Origin of the sequence: Massilia sp. DD77 (assembly GCF_036961685.1) — a bacterium.
In the GTDB taxonomy this organism is placed as follows: domain Bacteria; phylum Pseudomonadota; class Gammaproteobacteria; order Burkholderiales; family Burkholderiaceae_D; genus Telluria.
In genome coordinates, this window is the sequence record NZ_JBAMDH010000002.1 from 62,814 (window position 1) to 79,447 (window position 16,634).

General features: G+C 66.2%; 11 protein-coding genes. 4 read left to right on the plus strand and 7 right to left on the minus strand.

Annotated features, from left to right (window positions below):
- Positions 1–127 precede the first annotated feature (127 nt).
- The gene (locus tag V7778_RS01460; protein WP_335551581.1) at positions 128–1,462 is read right to left on the minus strand and encodes a TldD/PmbA family protein; all 1,335 of its coding nucleotides are present in this window, start codon (positions 1,460–1,462) and stop codon (positions 128–130) included.
- Positions 1,463–1,473: 11 nt separating this feature from the next.
- The gene (locus V7778_RS01465) at positions 1,474–3,108 is read right to left on the minus strand and encodes a TldD/PmbA family protein (protein ID WP_335551582.1); all 1,635 of its coding nucleotides are present in this window, start codon (positions 3,106–3,108) and stop codon (positions 1,474–1,476) included.
- Positions 3,109–3,481: 373 nt separating this feature from the next.
- Between V7778_RS01465 and V7778_RS01470 the strand changes: the two genes are divergently transcribed.
- Both V7778_RS01470 and V7778_RS01475 read left to right on the plus strand, forming a co-directional pair.
- Positions 3,482–4,273: a class I SAM-dependent methyltransferase gene (locus tag V7778_RS01470; protein WP_335551583.1), complete on the plus strand. Its 792-nt coding sequence runs from the start codon at positions 3,482–3,484 to the stop codon at positions 4,271–4,273.
- A 118-nt stretch (positions 4,274–4,391) separates the two neighbouring features.
- Entirely contained in the window at positions 4,392–5,939 is a 1,548-nt protein-coding gene (locus V7778_RS01475; protein WP_335551584.1) for a S1C family serine protease, read from the plus strand.
- A gap of 8 nt (positions 5,940–5,947) precedes the next feature.
- Here the strand turns inward: V7778_RS01475 and V7778_RS01480 are convergent, their stop codons facing one another.
- The 3 genes from V7778_RS01480 to V7778_RS01490 form a co-directional block, all read right to left on the minus strand.
- Positions 5,948–7,222, minus strand: a complete 1,275-nt coding sequence (locus V7778_RS01480) for an aminotransferase class V-fold PLP-dependent enzyme (protein ID WP_335551585.1) — start codon at positions 7,220–7,222, stop codon at positions 5,948–5,950.
- Positions 7,223–7,362: 140 nt separating this feature from the next.
- Positions 7,363–8,973 carry a serine hydrolase gene (locus V7778_RS01485; protein WP_335551586.1) on the minus strand — a complete coding sequence of 537 codons (1,611 nt, stop codon included), beginning with the start codon at positions 8,971–8,973 and terminating at the stop codon, positions 7,363–7,365.
- Positions 8,974–8,995: 22 nt separating this feature from the next.
- A complete protein-coding gene (locus V7778_RS01490; protein ID WP_335551587.1) occupies positions 8,996–10,852 on the minus strand; it encodes a M1 family metallopeptidase in 1,857 nt (618 codons plus the stop codon).
- A 242-nt stretch (positions 10,853–11,094) separates the two neighbouring features.
- Here V7778_RS01490 and V7778_RS01495 point away from each other — a divergent pair, with 242 nt between their 5' ends.
- The gene (locus V7778_RS01495; RefSeq protein WP_335551588.1) at positions 11,095–11,670 is read left to right on the plus strand and encodes a TMEM165/GDT1 family protein; all 576 of its coding nucleotides are present in this window, start codon (positions 11,095–11,097) and stop codon (positions 11,668–11,670) included.
- Here V7778_RS01495 and V7778_RS01500 read toward each other — a convergent pair whose 3' ends face one another.
- Complete coding sequence (locus V7778_RS01500) at positions 11,671–13,296, minus strand: CehA/McbA family metallohydrolase (protein ID WP_335551589.1); 1,626 nt, start codon at positions 13,294–13,296, stop codon at positions 11,671–11,673.
- A 120-nt stretch (positions 13,297–13,416) separates the two neighbouring features.
- Positions 13,417–14,043 (minus strand): membrane protein insertase YidC, encoded by a 627-nt coding sequence (yidC, locus tag V7778_RS01505; RefSeq protein WP_335551590.1) that lies wholly within the window; start codon positions 14,041–14,043, stop codon positions 13,417–13,419.
- Between the two features lie 248 nt (positions 14,044–14,291).
- Between yidC and V7778_RS01510 the strand changes: the two genes are divergently transcribed.
- The gene (locus V7778_RS01510; protein ID WP_335551591.1) at positions 14,292–16,631 is read left to right on the plus strand and encodes a GH92 family glycosyl hydrolase; all 2,340 of its coding nucleotides are present in this window, start codon (positions 14,292–14,294) and stop codon (positions 16,629–16,631) included.
- Positions 16,632–16,634: the final 3 nt, after the last annotated feature.

Here is a 16,634-nt window from a genome sequence, read left to right on the forward strand (position 1 = left end):
ATGCCCGTCGTCTCCGCGAAGGCGGGGATCCAAGTTTTACGCCTACCGCTGCGCTACGAACTTGGGTCCCCGCCTGCGCGGGGATGACGGGCTAAGGGTGCGGGCTCACTGTTACGTGCTTCGGTGCTTAAACAGCGTCCGACAGCGACGTGAAGTTGAAGTCCCGAATCTTCATCGACGGAATCAGCATCGAATAATTCGCCTCATCCCCGCCGATCACCACCGGCTTGCCGATTTCCTCGATGTTGTTCAGCATCGTCACCGGACTCTCGTTGAAGCGGAAGTTCTTCACCGGGTGCTTGATCTTGCCGTTCTCCACGTAGAAGGTGCCGTCGCGGGTCAGGCCGGTCAGCAGCACCGATTGCGGGTCCACCATGCGGATGTACCAGGTGCGGGTGACCAGGATGCCCTTCTTGGTGTTGGCGATCAGCTCCGTGGTCGACTTGTCGGTGCCGGCCATGATGATGTTGCCGGCGCTGCCGACGGCGCGCTGGCCCTTTTTCTTGGCCCAGAACTGCGAGTAGTCGAGCGCATTGATGCGGCCGTCCTTCACCAGCTGCACGCGCTCGCGCGGCAGCATGTTGTTGTCCCACGGGAGCACCGGCACGTCCTTGTCCCACGGGTCGGACCAGATGTTGACCTGCTGGTCGAACAGCTTGTCGCCCAGGCGGTTCGCGCCGCCCTGCTTGGACAGGAAGCTGCGGCCCTCGTCGGCGCTGCGGGCGCTGAAGCCGTTCAGCATGAAGCCGACCAGGTCGCTGGTGGCGGCCGGTTCCATGATCACGGTGTAGCGCCCCGGCTCCAGCGCCTTGGCCTCGACCGAGCGCAGCGCCTTTTCGATCGCCACTTCGGCCGCTTCGCGCGGGTCGAATTTGGCGACGTCGCGCGCCGAGCGCTTCACCCAGCCGGAGCCGCGGCCGTCTTCGGTGCGCACGGTACAGGTGAAGTCGAGCGAGGTGGCGACCTGGTGGCCGAACACGCCGTTCGAGTTGGCGACGGTCTCGAAGGACGAGCGGTCGGTGAAGAAGCCGGCCGAGACCAGGCCCTTCTTGCGGCAGGCTTCCATCGCATAGGCCGCCGCCTGGGCGCGGTATTCCGGATCGATGTCGGCTGTGCGCTGGACGAAGGTCTCGGAGTTCTTGTAGCCGGTCTTGGCGATCGCGGGCATGAACTCCGGATTCGCCGGCGCCAGGCGCGCCAGGTCTTCGGCGCGGCGCACGGCGCGCTCGAGCGACTTGTCGTCGAACTCGTTGACGGTGGCGGTGCCCTGCTTGTTGCCGAAGGCGACCTGCACCTGCACGCGGGTGTCGTCGGCCAGGCCGGCGGTCGAGACGGCGTTGCGCGCAAAGCGGATGTTGCCGATGCGGCTGCCCTCGATGTTGACGATGCACTCGTCGGCCTTGGACAGCGACAGCACACGGTCGGTGATGCGCTTGGTTTGTTCCTGGGTCAAGATGCTCATGGGTCCCGTCCTTAGCCGATCTTGCGAGCGGTATTGATCACGTTGATGCCGTTGAAGCGCGTGGTCGAGGAACCATGCGAGACGATCGAGATCTGCGGCGGCTGGCCTTTGCCGTCGAAGAAGGAACCGCCCATGCGCCAGTCGCGCTCGTCGCAGATCGCGCTGCAGGCGCTCCAGAATTCCTGGGTGTTGGCCTGGTAGGCCACGTCTTCCAGCATCTGGCCGATCTTGCCGTCCTTGATCTCGTAGAACAGCTGGCCGCCGAACTGGAAGTTGTAGCGCTGCTGGTCGATCGAGAACGAGCCGTCGCCGACGATGTAGATGCCCTTCTTGATGCCCTTGACCATCTCGTCCGGGGTGAGCTTCTTCTTGCCGGCGGCCAGCGAGACGTTCGGCATGCGCTGGAACTGCACCGAATTCCAGCTGTCGGCGTAGGAGCAGCCGTGCGATTCGGCTTCGCCGATGATGTGGGCCTGGTCGCGGGTGGCCTGGTAGTTGACCAGGATGCCGTCCTTGATGATGTCCCACTGCTTGGTCTTGACGCCCTCGTCGTCATAGCCGACGCAGCCCAGCGAACCCGGCCGGGTCTTGTCGGCGTACAGGTTGACGATCGGCGCGCCGTACTTGAAGCTCTTGGTCTGCCATTTGTCCAGGGTGGCGAAGCTGGTGCCGGCGTAGTTCGCCTCGTAGCCCAGCACGCGGTCGAGTTCCGTCGGGTGGCCGACGTTCTCGTGGATGGTCAGCCACAGGTGTTCCGGCGACAGCATCAGGTCGTACTTGCCCGGCACGACCGACTTGGCGGTCAGCTTGCGCTTGGCGTCGCGGCCCGCGGCCTTGGCGTCCTCGATGATGTCGTAGCTCTCGGTGTACAGGGTGGCGACGCCGCCGGCGGCCTTGATCTTGTGCTCCGGGCGCGCGTCCAGGTATTCGTAGCCCTTGCCCACCGGGGAACTCAGGCCCGAGCGCGAGCGGAACTTGCCGGTGGCCTTGTCCACGGCGGTGGCCTGGAACGGCGCCCAGAGGCGGTGCACGTCCTGGTCGATGTAGGAGCCGTCGGTCGAGGCGAAGTACTTCTGCTGGTTCACCTGGAACAGCATCGACTGCATGAAGTTGGCGCCGTTGTCCATGCCGGCCTTGTTGGCGGCGATGAGCAGGTCGGCCTTTTCCTTGATCGGCACCGCGCGCCAGTCCTTCTTGATCGGGGTGGCCCAGGACACGTCGCCCACGCCCTTGACTGGTGCAAGGCGCACCGGTTCGGACTGCAGCTTGGCGTTGGCCTTGGCGATCGCCACCGCCTGGCGCGCCGCGTTGGCGATGCCGTCGCTCGACATGTCCGAGGTGGCGGCGAAGCCGTAGGCGCCGTTGCAGATCACGCGCACGCCCACGCCGGCCGACTCGGTGTTGGCGACGTTCTCGACATTCAGGTCGCGGGTGACGATGAACTGGTTCAGGTAGCGGCCGATGCGCACGTCGCAGTAGCTGGCGCCGGCCTTGGTGGCGGCGTTCAGTGCGACGTCGGCGAGCGCCTTCTTGGCGGCGACGGGCATGGTGCTGAGCAGTTCTTCCGCGGCGATCGCACGGCCGAACGGGACCAGCATCGAACCGAGCGCCATGCTGCTGAAATTGAGAAAAGTACGACGTTCCATAGGGTCTCCTGGGTATCCTCTCGGGCAGCGGTTCCGCCTGCACAGCACGGCGCCGCTCTTGTATGTACAGCGCTTCTGGGAACTTCGTCGTCTCCGATGAGGAAGACGGCAAACTTCTCAACCTTAGACTAAAGTTTTTGGTTAGGCAATCTTTATGCCACCACCCGAACGGCGTCAAGTGGCTGATTCGATGCCGTTCAACCGCGTCCGTCCAGGTGTCCGCGCACTGTCCGGCTGTCCGGTCCGGACAGGCCCGGACAATCGGACATATGCATGCACGACACGCTTGACTGCCCGGCCGCACTGCCCGATCATCAGCGCGGCGGCAGCGGCGTTCCGCCCTGCCGACGACAATCACCATGGAGACGCATCGATGAAACGACTGATCCTGGCCGCCATGCTGGCCACCGGACTGGCCGGCGCCGCGCAGGCGGACGACGCCCTGAAGGCCGCCATCGCCGGCGAACACCGCAGCGCCGCCAACAAGGCGCGCGACGTGTACCGCCATCCCTACGAGACCCTCAGCTTCTTCGGCATCAAGCCGAACATGACGGTGGTGGAACTGTCGCCCGGCGGCGGCTGGTACACCGAGATCCTCGCCCCCTACCTGCGCGACAAGGGCAAGCTGATCGTCGCCGGCGGCGCCATGGTGCCGGAAAACCGCGGCGCGATGGCGCTCAAGCAGAAGTTCGACGGCGCCCCGGCGGTCTACGGCAAGGCCGTGCCGGCCGTGTTCGCGCCGCCGTCCACCTACCAGATCGCGCCGCCGAACAGCGCCGACATGGTGCTCACCTTCCGCAACCTGCACAACTGGGTCGGCAACGGCGACGAAGCCTTCAAGAACACCCTGAAGGAAATCCACAAGGTGCTCAAGCCGGGCGGCGTGCTGGGCGTGGAAGAACACCGCCTGCCGGCCTCCATGCCGCAGGACGCCAAGGCATCGAGCGGCTACATGCACGAAGCCTGGGTCATCAAGACGATCGAGGGCGCAGGCTTCAAGCTGGCCGGCAAGTCCGAGGTCAACGCCAATCCGAAGGACACCGCCGATCATGAGAAAGGCGTGTGGACCCTGCCGCCGGTGCTGGCCAACAAGGACAAGGACCGCGAGAAGTACATGGCGATCGGCGAGAGCGACCGCATGACGCTCAAGTTCGTCAAGCAATAAGAAAGCCCGCCGGGGGAGCGGCGCCGCGGCCCCCCCGGTGACGATCGGTGTATTTCCATTTGCGCCGCAGGTGTATATTCTTCCGGTTGAGCACACACCACCGCAACCGAAGGAATTCATGAAAATCTACCGCCTTGCCGCCCTGGCGCTTGCCGCATCGAGCCTGGCCCACGCCCAGGACAGCACCCCGCAGACCACGCCCGTGCCGCCCGCCGCCACGACCCGGACCGCCGCGCCCGCACTGCCGGCGATCGAGGCCTCGGTGGTCAAGATCTTCTCGACCGTGCGCCGTCCCGATCCCTACAAGCCCTGGACCAAGTCCTCGCCGCAGGACATCACCGGCTCGGGCGTGATCATCGAGGGCAAGCGCATCCTGACCAACGCCCACGTGGTCAACTACGCCAGCCAGGTGGAAGTGCAGGCTTCGCAGTCGGGCGACAAGGTGTCGGCCAAGGTGGTCGCGATCGCGCGCGGCCTCGACCTGGCGGTGCTGGAACTGGAAGACCCCAGCTTCTTCGACAAGCGCCCGCCCGTGAGCCGCGCCGCGGTGCTGCCGGACGTGCGCGAGCAGGTGTTCGCCTACGGCTATCCGGTGGGCGGCAATTCGCTGTCGACCACCAAGGGCATCGTCTCGCGCGTGGAATTCGTGCCCTACACCTCGTTCAGCTCGGGCCTGCGCATCCAGATCGACGCGCCGATCAACCCCGGCAACAGCGGCGGCCCGGTGATCGCCGGCGACAAGATGATCGGCCTGGCCTTCTCGATGGCGGCCGGCGCCCAGAACATCGGCTACGTGATCCCGAACGAGGAGATCGAGCTGTTCCTGCGCGACGTGGCGGATGGCCGCTACGACGGCAAGCCGCTGCTGCACGACAGCATCCAGACCCTGGAGAACCCGGCCCTGCGCCAGTACCTCAAGCTCGACAAGTCGGTCGAGGGCGCGGTGGTGCACCGGCCCTACCGTACGGACTCCTCCTGGCCGCTGAAGGAATGGGACGTGGTCACCCACATCGGCGAGTTCCCGGTCGATAACCAGGCAATGGTGAAGCTGGGCTCCAACCTGCGCGTGCGCTTCCAGTACCGCATCCAGCAGGTGGCGAAGAACGGCAAGGTGCCGATGACCATCGTCCGCAACGGCAAGAGCATGAAGGTCGAGGTGCCGGCCACCGGTCCGCGTCCGCTCCTGATTCCGGACCTGAACGGCGGCTACCCGCCCTACTTCATCTATGGTCCGATCGTGTTCACCCGCGCCAGCGCCGAGTTCCTGAGCTTCATCGGCAACAACGCCGGCGCGATGCATGGCTATGCTTTCAACGCCAGCCCCTTGATCACGCGCCGCGGCGATTCGCCCGATGCCGAGCACGAGGAACTGGTGGTGATCAGCGCGCCCTTCTTCCCGCACAAGCTGGTGAGCGGCTATTCCAACCGCTTCGGTTCGGTGATCGAGTCGGTCAACGGCAAGCCGGTGCGCAGCCTGGGCCACCTGGTGGCGCTGCTGCGCGACCTCAAGGACGAGCAGATCGTGCTGCGTTTCGAACAGCGCTACGGCGAGACCATCGTCCTGCCGCGCAAGGCGATCCTGGACACCACCGAGGCGATCCTGACCGACAACGGCATCCGTGCGCAAGGCTCGGATGACATGCTGAAGGTCTGGAACGGCAAGTAAGCTGGCCTTCAGGTCCGGGCGGCGAGCGCCCGGATCGCTTGCGCCAGCCGGTCCAGCTCGGGCTTGCGGGTAAACCAGGACGGGGTGACGCGGACGCAGCCGCCGCCCGCCGCGCCGCTGCGGGCCACGGTGAAGATGCGGTACTCGTCCGCCAGGGTGCGCGCCAGCGCCGCATTGGCTTCGAAGCTGGTGCGTCCCTTCAAGCGGAAGGAGGTGATGGCGCCGGCCATGCCCGCTTCCTCCGGCGTCAGCACCTCGACCTGGGGCAGGTCACGCACCTGGCGCACCCAGTGGTCGCGCAGGCCGCGCAGGTGCGCGCTGCGTTCGGCCAGCGGTATCCTGGCATGGAATGTCAAGGCGGATGGAATCGTCATGACGGCGGCGGCGTTGGTCGTCCCCGTGTGCGCCCGCGCGCGGATGTCGGTCTCCGGGAACAGGCTGTTGCCCCGTTCGACGGCGATGTCCTGCAGGCGATCGGCGCGGATGTAGAGAAACCCCAGTCCCAGCGGCGCGCCGATCCACTTGTGCAGGTTGGCGCCGACGAAGTCCGCGCCCAGGGCGGGAATCCGGTAGTCCAGCTGGCCCCAGGAGTGGGCGGCGTCGAGGATGACGTCGACATTGCGTCCCTTGGCGAGGCGGATGAGTTCCTCGACCGGCAGCACCAGTCCGGTGCGGTGGCTGACGTGGGTGAGCAGCAGCAGGCGGGTGCGCGGATGGGCGCGCAGCGCCTTGTCGTAGGCGTCGATCACGCGCTGCCGGGTCGTCGGCTCGGGCAGCTCGACCTTGACCAGCCCGCAGCCGTGGCGGCGCGCCTTGTCCTGCATGGCGTCGATCATCGCGTCGTAGTCGAGATTGCCCACCATGAGGGTGTCGCCCTCCTTCAGCAGGCGGTAGTTCGCGATCAGGAGCTGGAGCGACTCGGTGGCGCCGCGGGTGAGCGCGATTTCGCCGGTGGCGGCGCCGGCGTAGGCCGCCAGCGTGGCCCGGATTGCTTCGACACCCTCGCGGTCGAATTCGCGGCGCAGGAAGTGGGAGTTATTCCGGTTGAGGTAATCGATGTTGCGCTTGAAGTCCTCGGCCACCGGCCTGGCCATGATGCCGTAGTAGCCGTTTTCCAGGTTCGCCAGGTTGGGGGCGACCTCGTAGCTGGCGGCCAGCCTGTCCCACTTCTGGCCCGGTGGCCACGGCTCGTCCACGGCGGATGCGCCAGCGGCCGTTCCGCCCAGGGCCAGGCCTGCCGCGCTGCGCAGCCAGGTGCGGCGGGTTTGCCAGAAAGTGCTCATCGATGCTCCTCGCTGTCAGGTCGAATTCGAACAGCTTCGACTGCAATGACATTCGCTGGCACATGAAAGTCGTTCCGGCGAAGGCCGGAACGACGGGCGCCGGCTAACTCAATGTCAGTGCAGTGCGCGGCGCTTGCCGCTTACTTCTCTTTCTTCTCTTCCTTCACCGGCGTAAACAGCAAGTCCTGGAAGTCATAGCTGAAATCGGTCTCGGTGGAGATCGGCTTCATGCGCATGCGCTCGATGCTGCCGTCGTGGTCGAGCGAGAAGGTCACGTAGGCGTCGGCGTTGAAGTTGCGTTCCTTCCAGCGCACGATGAAGGTGTCGTGCTGGAAGTGCTCCAGTTCGCCCGTCAGGTCCGGCGTGCGCGAGAAGCTCATCACCTGCTTGTTGCCCGCCTTCTTGATGGTCGCGATGCCGTACCAGGCGTCCTGGTACCGGCCTTCGTAGGCCGCCAGGGGCAGCGAGGGCTTGCTGTGCGCCGCGCGCGTCGCCGATTCCTTCTTGACGCGCGCCAGCTCCTTGGCGTGCATCTCCTTGTCGACGTCGGCGATGCGGCCGATCCAGTCGGTGGGCGCCAGGCCCAGGTACTGGTCCATCAGGCGGTATTGCAGCGCGTTGAGCGCGGGGCCGCTCTCGGCGTTGGTGAAGATCGCGATGCCCAGCTTCACTTCGGGCACCAGCAGCACGCGCGAATAGAAGCCCTGCAGCGCGCCGCCGTGCATGGCCACCAGCTTGCCCTGGTAGTCGCGCAGCTGGAAGCCCAGGCCATAGGCGTAGAAGTTCGGCTTGGTGGCTGCCAGCGGAGGACGCGGCTGGTTGATCTTCATCGGGGTCTGCGCGGTCCACATCTCGCGCGCCTGCTTCTCGGACCACAGCCGCACTTCCTTGCCGCTTGCGTCCTTGCCCACCCGGCCTTCGTCGAGCAGGACATTCATCCAGCGCGCGATGTCCTCGGTATTGGTGTTGATGCCCACCGCGCCGATCGCGTTCGCCACCGGCATGGGCTTGACCACCGCGGCCTTGCCGTTGATCTTGCTGTGCGGGGCGGACACGTTGCCGTTGTTCGCATGCTCCTCCAGGCTGGTGGTGGTCGTGTCCATGCCGACCGGCTTGAGTATCCACTCGCGCATGGTTTCGCCCCAGGGCTTCCCGGACTTCATGGCGATGATCTTGCCGGCGACAATGTAGAGCAGGTTGTCGTAGGCGTAGCTGTTGCGGAAGCTGGTCGCCGGCTTGATGTAGCGGAGATTGTGGATGATCTCGTCGGTGCTGAAGGTGGTGGTCGGCCACCACATCAGGTCACCCGCGCCCAGCCCAAGGCCGCTGCGGTGGGTCAGCAGGTCGCGCACCGTCATCTCGGCCGTCACGTAGGGGTCGTACATGCGGAAGTCCGGCAGGTGCTTGATGACGGGATCGTCCCAGGACAGCTTGCCCTGGTCGACCAGCATCGCCAGGCCGGCTGCCGTGAAGGCCTTGGAGTTCGAGGCGATCTCGAACAGGGTCTTGCCGTCCACCGGTGTCGGGTCGCCCAGCTTGCGTACGCCGAAGCCTTGCGCCGCCAGCACCTTGCCGTCCTTGACGACGGCGATGGCGATGCCCGGCACGTCGAATTCCTTCATGACGCGCTTGACGTCGGCTTCTAGATTGTACGCCGGCGCCTGGGAGGCAGTGGCGACGGCCGGCGCCTGGGCGAGCGCCGCGCCAGTGGTCGACAAGGCGATCAGGATCGCGGCCGCGAGTCGGTTCATTGCTTGCACTATCGTCATCCCCTTACTGTTTGTTCATCTGCTTGTCGACGCTGGACTGCGTCTCCGGGTGGTAACGCTCGCGCGCAGCCCGGTAGACGCGCTCGGCCCATACACGGTCCTCGCTCTTCGCACGCAGGGCGCCGTACAGCGGCACCACGAACTTCTGGCGGCCCACGCTCATCAGGAAGGCTTCCAGGTTCGGGCGGATGCCGCGGTAGCCCGCGTGCACCGCGGCGCGGTAGAAGCGGAAGGCGACTTCGTTGTTGCCGGTCCTGGCCAGGCCGAAGGCCTTGTCGAGTTCTTCCAGCTGTCTGGCGCTGGCCTTGTTGTCGATGTCGTTCAGGAACTTCATCCACTCGCTGGCGTTCCAGCTCTTTGTGTCCAGCTGGGCGGTCTTGCGCTCGCCCTTGAGCCAGGCATCGGTGGTGGCGTTCAGCTTCGCCAAGCGGCTGGAGACGGCGCGCTGGGCGCTGGCCGGGATGCCCGGGCCGTACAGCCATTCGTCCAGCTCCGCGTCGCTCATGACCTGCGGGTGCTTGGCCAGCAGATTGGCGCGCAGGTAGGCCACGAACTGGTCGGTGGTCACGCTCTGGAAGGCGTGCTGGTCGAACCAGCCGCGCAGGAAGGGGTCGAAGGCGGCGCGGCCGGCGCGCTGCTCGAGGGTGCGCAGGAACCAGGCGCCCTTCGGATAGGCCAGCTCCTCGTCGGTGTAGTGCTCCGACGAGGTGTCCGGATCGCGCGTCACCAGGGCCTGCTTGGCCGGCGGCAGGGTCTTGAGGTGTGCGAGGGCCTCTTCCTGCTCCAGCTGCAGGTTCATGGTGGCCACGTCCTCGCCGTAGATCTTTTCCAGGATACGGGTGGTCACGTAGGTCGTGAAGCCTTCGTTGAGCCACCAGTGCTTCCACGAGGCGTTGGTCACCAGGTTGCCCGACCAGCTGTGCGCCAGCTCGTGGGCGATCAGGTCGACCAGGCTGCGGTCGCCCGCGATCATGGTCGGGGTCAGGAAGGTCAGGCGCGGGTTTTCCATGCCGCCGATCGGGAAGGACGGCGGCAGCACCAGCATGTCGTAGCGCCCCCAGCGATAGGGGCCGTAGAGCGATTCCGCGGCGGCCACCATCTTCTCGGTGTCGGCCAGCTCGTACTCGGCGGCCTGGATGCGCTTCGGCTCGGCGTACACGCCGGTGCGCGGGCCCAGGCTGCGCACATCCAGTTCGCCGATGCCGATCGCCAGCAGGTAGGACGGGACCGGCTGCGGCATCCTGAATGTCCAGCCGCCCTTGCCTGACGCTTGTGGATCATTCTCCGCACTCATGACCACGCGCAGGCCTTCCGGGGCCTGGATGCGGGCGGTGTAGGTGAAGCGCACCGCCGGCGTGTCCTGGATCGGCACCCACGAGCGCGCATTGATCGACTGCGACTGACTGAACATGAAGGGCCGCTTGCCCGACATGGTCTGGGCCGGCGTCAGCCACTGCAGGGCGGTGGCGGCCGGCGCGGTGCGGTAGAAGATGCGCACCTTCTTCGGCTGGCCCGGCAGGGCGATGTGCAGGGCCTGGCCCTTTTCCTTGTCCAGCTTGTCCAGCGTGTAGCGCGCCGGGCGCCAGGCGCCGGCGGCGTCCTGGGCCTCGATCTTCGAGATCGCCAGCTCGCGCGTGTCCAGGTCGAGGGTGGCGGCGGACTTGTCCAGCCAGTCGAGGGTCAGCTCGGCGTGGCCGGCCAGGGTCTTGCGGGTGAAATCGGCCTTCAGGTCCATGTGCAGGGCACTGGTCTTGACCTGGTCGTATCTGGCGTAGCTCAAGGGGTCGAGCGCGAATGCGCTGGCGGTCCAGGCGCCCAGGATCAGGGCGGCGGCGGCGTGCGGCAGGAAGCGTGTCTTCATGGTCTCTCGCAGGGATGGCAGCCCCGGTAGGGCTGCGGGCGCGAGCAGAATAGCATGCGGCCTCCGCCAGTGAAAGCATGCCAAGCCGCGCGGCAAACTCGCCGTATGTACACGGCACGGCGCCCCGACTCTGCTATGATCGCGCCTTCCGCCTCACCGCGCTTTCCGCTTCACTTCGCCTGCTTCACTTCGCCTGCTTCACTTCGCCCGTTTCACTTCTTCCGCTTCACTTCTTTCACTTCATGGACGCCTTCCTCGTTTCGACCGGCATCGTGGCGCTCGCCGAGATCGGCGACAAGACCCAGCTGCTTGCCTTCCTCCTCGCCGCCCGCTTCCGCCGTCCGCTGCCGATCGTGTTCGGCATCTTCGCCGCCACCATCGCCAACCACGCCTTCGCCGCGGCGGTGGGCGCCCTGGTCAGCGAGCTGCTCGGACCGAACGTGATGCGCTGGGTGCTGGGCCTGTCCTTCCTGGGCATGGCGGCCTGGATCATGGTGCCGGACGAGATCGACGAAGAGGAAACGCGCCTGGCCCGCCACGGCGTCTTCCTCACCACCCTGATCGCCTTCTTCATCGCCGAGATGGGCGACAAGACCCAGGTCGCCACCGTCGCCCTGGCCGCGCGCTACGAGTCGATGGCCGCCGTCATCGCCGGCACCACACTGGGCATGATGCTGGCCAACGTGCCGGCCGTGTACTTCGGCGAGCGCATCGCCAACCGGGTGCCGGTCAAGCTGGTGCACGGCATCGCGGCCGTGGTCTTCGCGGTGCTCGGCATCGCGACCCTGCTGGGCGCTGGTGAAGGTCTCGGTTTCTGATCATTCCTGGCTTACCCATACTGGCGCCGACCACAGCAGGTTGCCGTCGTCCTGGGTGATGCGCGCGTAATAAAAATGCTCGCCCGGCGCCGGCGTGAAGCTGGTCGTCGCCGTGCCCGATAGCCGGCTCACCTGGCCATTGCGCCCCGGGACGCCTTCCATGATGGCCACCGCCGCCACCTGCCTGCCGGCGCTGCTGGCGAAGTTCGCCACCAGCTCCAACGCCCCCTTGTTGCGGAAACGCTCGCCCATCATGCGCCCGTTCGCGCTCAAGACCAGCTGCGAGCCCTTGTCCATGGTCGCGAACACGCGCCGCGCCTTCAGCGCTTCGACGAAGCTGTCCTGCGACAGCTTTGTTCCGGCCGGGATCAGCACCCCGGTGCGGTTGGTATAGGACGCGCCCCAGTTGGCGCAGTGGTTGTCCTGGTTGGTGCTGAAGGCCAGGTGATAGCCCGCCTCCAGCAGGCGGTTGCAGGCCGCCTCGAAATGACTGCGCCGGGTTTCCGCTTCGGCCAGGTTGGTCGAAAAAGCGGTGCTGTTCACCACCTCGCACAAGGCCATGACTTCGTCGCCGTCGGCGGTGTAGGCCAGCGGGACGCCGTTCACGATGAACTGCCCCGTCTGGGCCGGGTGGTTGAACTGCCCCACCCAGCCGCGCTCGCGCATCAGGGTGTAGAGGGCGGCATAGTCGCCGCGCGGCGTCAGCGTGTCGGCCAGCAGCTCGCCCTTGGCATTCGTCTCCCAGCCCAGCAGCTCGCGGCTGTTGAAGATGTTCACGTGGCCGCCCTTGTTGATGACGCCCCACTCCATGCCGTACAGCGCCAGGAAGCCGGGATGCGCCCGCGAAAAGCCGTCCGCGCTGGCCAGGCCGGCCTGGTACAGCGCCTTTGCCTTGGCCGGGTCGGCTTCCGGTGCGCTGCCTTCGGAACCGTCGTACATGTGGTTGTGCTCCGAGGCGACCAGGATGTCGAGCCCCTGGTTGCGGGCGAAGGCGTAGGCGGCCTCCGGACCGTGGGGAGCAGTCAGCGGCGACTGCGCGCCCTTGCAGTCCGTGACCTCGGCGCCGCCATCGCTGTGATTCGTCTGGCTGTGCAGGTTGCCCAGGTAGACGGTGTAGGGCAGCGCACCAGGCGCCGGGGCGGCGCCCGGTGTCGTCACGGCGCCCGGCAAGGCCTCGAAACGGGGCATGCGCACGGTGCGCTGCATGGGCGGGGCGCCGACCGCGATCTCCCAGCCCTGCGTGATCGCCTCGTGCGCCTCGTGCGCCTCGCCGCGCGGCGCGGCATGCATGCGCACCCGGTAGATGCCCGGCGGCGCCGGGGCAGGCCCGATCCGTCCCGACCACGGCACCGTCACGCTGCCAGCCGATCCGGTCAGCCTGGCCTGGCCGCGCCAGCGCAGCGCGACGCGGCCATTGGGGCGAAGCAGTTCGACGCGCCAGTCGACGATGCCCTTGCGCTCGCGACCCGGATAGTCGAAGCTCAAGGTGAAGCTGCGCTGGACCGCCGTGGCCTGGAAGGGTGCGTACAGGGTGGCTTCGAATTCCCTGTGCTCGCCGGGCGCCGCGCATGCCGGGCCCCAAGCCAGCAGGACGGAAAGAAGTGGGGGCAGGAAGGTGGTTTTCATGATGCAATTTTTGCAATTGCAGTGAAATCCGCCTTGTCCTGCCGCCCTACACTATTGCATTTTTATCTACAGCACTTGAGCGATTTTAAATTGTTATTCCGATAATATGCACCAAGCGTTTCATGCCTTGGCGGGCATCCGCATGCGGCGCTGTTCGAACCGCAGCAAGCCCCCCTGCAGGACGTTCACGAAGGACGCCGCCGCCCAGTACAGGCCCATCCCGGCGCCCAGTTTCCAGATCACCAGCGCCATCACCACGACCTGCACTACCAGCATCAGGATGGGCGTACCCGAGGCCGAAGGCATGGCCCAGGCGGCGACAGCCGTGAGCAAGAGCACCAGCATCGTCAGCGCGGTATCGGGCGTCGCCAGATTCCTGATCCACAGGAAGGCGCCGGCGCCGGCATTGCCGACCGCCTTGACCACCAGGGCGAACACGGGCCACTGGACCAGCGCGCCCACCAGGGCGGAACGGTCCAGCAGCGAGACGCCGTGTTCCCGGTACAGGGCCGAGATGGCGGCGAACATGGCTTTCGGGTCGGCCGCCAGGCGCTGCCTGATGGCGTCGGCTTGCGGCTGCAGTTCCTTCAACTTGTGCTGGTTCGCCAGCATCTTGCGCGCCAGGCGCAGGGTCAGGGGCAGCAAGGCGAGGCGCACGACCAAGGCCAGCGCCAGGATGGCCCAGCCCATGCTGCCGCCGAAGAGTTGCGCCAGCGAAGACATCGCCGATCCCAGGAATTCGTTCATCGTCTCCACACTTTATTAAAAGAACATGACCGACGATTGTAGCGATTCGCCTTATCTATAAAAGATGAGAAATGGGATGGATCACTTCCGTTTTCCAGAAGAAAACCGCCACGCATGCCGGCGCCTGCCTCTTGAAACCATGTTTAGTAAACGGGCCTAAAGATCGGGCGTTTTCCCGCACATGTCTTGCCGGTAAAGCAAACTCGGCATATAAGTTTCAGGTCGGCATTACCGGTTATGGAGACACGATGAACACCCGATTCCACTGCGGTCCCTTGTTCCTGAGCATACTGGCGGTGCTGGCCGCGGGCCCCTTGCCGGCGCAGGCCGCGGCGCCCGGCAGTCCGGCGGCGGCCGTCAACGTCTTCATCGGCACCGGCGGCGACGGCCATACCTTCCCCGGCGCCAGCCGGCCCTTCGGCATGGTGCAGCTCAGCCCGGACACGCAGGTACGCCACTTCCGCCAGAGCTATCCCTGGGCATCCGGCTACCGCCATGACGACAATTCCATCCTCGGCTTCTCGCACACCCATTTCTCGGGCAGCGGCCACTCCGACCTGGGCGACGTGCTCCTGATGCCCTACAGCGGCGAAACCAAGCTGGAACCGGGCTATCCCGAGCGTCCCTTCTCCGGCTACCGCTCGCGCTTCTCGCATGCGCAGGAAAAGGCCGAGCCGGGCTACTACGCCGTACGCCTGCAGGACAACGAGGTCGACGTCGAACTCACCGCCAGCGAACGCGTGGGCCTGCACCGCTACCAATTCCACAAGAATGCGCCGGCCAAGGTGATGCTCGACCTGCGCTCCAGCATCTACGACTACGGCAGCAAGAACCTGTGGTCGCGCCTGCGCGTGCGCGACGCCAGCACCCTCACCGGCATGCGCGAGACGCGCGGCTGGGCGCCGGGCCGCCAGCTCTACTTCGCGGTGAAGTTCTCGCGCCCGATGAGCGCGCACCAGCTGCACAACCGCGAGGAAGCAGTCGAATACCGCGGCTTCGCGCCGCCCGGCAAGACCCCGGCGGACAAGGTCCTGGTCGAAGGCAAGGCATTGGTCGCGGCGCTGGAGTTCGGCGTTCCCAGCGACGGGACGCTCATGGTGAAGGTCGCGGTCTCGCCGGTGAGCGAAGACAATGCGCTGGCCAACCTGGACGAGATGCCGGGCTGGGACTTCGACGCCGAGCGCGCCCGCGCCGGCGCGGCCTGGAACGAGGCGCTGTCGGCGGTGAAGGCCGATGCGCCGGAACCGATGCGCACCATGTTCTATACGAGCCTGTACCACAGCATGCTGGCCCCCTCGCTGTTCATGGACCGCGACGGCCGCTACCGCGGGCCGGACAACGCGGTGCACCAGGCCAAGGACTTCCGCTTCCACTCGACCTTCTCGCTGTGGGACACCTACCGCGCCCTGCACCCGCTGCTCACCCTGCTGGCCCCGGAAAAGCGCAACGCCGACTTCGTCAACTCGCTCATCGCCGCGCAGCGGCACAGCCCTTACGGCATCCTGCCGGTGTGGTCCTTCCACGGCCTGGAGACCTGGTGCATGATCGGCTACCACGCGGTGCCGGTGATCGCGGACGCCTACATGAAAGGCATCCGCGGCTTCGACGCCGGCCAGGCATTGACCGCGATGACCGCCAGCGCCGAATACGGCCCCTACGGCGGGCTGGAACACTACATGAAGCTGGGCTACGTGCCGATCGACCGCGAGCCGGAAGCGGCGTCGAAAACCGTGGAATACGCGTTCGACGACTGGACCATCGCCCGCATGGCCGATAAGATGGGCAGGAAGGACGTGGCCGCGCGCTACTACGGGCGCGCCCAGAACTACCGCAACGTGTTCGACAAGGAGACGGGCTTCATCCGCGCCCGCAAGTCCACGGGCGAGTTCCGTACGCCCTTCAATCCGGTGCAGTCGAACTTCGGCAGCGACTACACGGAAGGCAGCGCCTGGCAGTATTCCTGGTATATGCCGCACGATAACGCCGGCCTGATCGCCATGCTGGGCGGCGACGCGGCCCTGGTATCGAAGCTGGACCAGGTGTTCGACGCCAAGGTCGCGGACAATGTCTACGCCCACATGGAAGACATCTCGGGCCTGATCGGCCACTACGCCCACGGCAACGAGCCCTCGCACCACGTGGCCTACCTGTACAACTACGCCGGCGCGCCCTGGCGCACCCAGGAGCGCCTGACCCACATCATGGCGACCCAGTACGCCAACCGCCCGGATGGCCTGTCCGGCAACGACGACCTGGGCCAGATGTCGGCCTGGTTCGCCTTTACCGCGCTCGGCTTCTATCCGGTGGCCCCGGCCTCGAACGAATACGTGATCGGCCGCCCCTTCCTCGACAAGGCGACCCTGAACCTGCCGAACGGGAAGCGCTTCACGGTGCGCGCCGAGGGCCTCTCGGCATCGAATGCGTATGTCGGCCGCGTCACCCTGAACGGCAAGCCGCTGGCCCGGACCTTCCTGCGCCACGAGGACATCGTCGCCGGCGGCGAACTGGTGTTCACCATGCAGGCCACGCCGAACAAGGACTGGGGCAAGGAGCACGCCGCCCGTCCCTACACCCAGACCCGCTACTGAGAC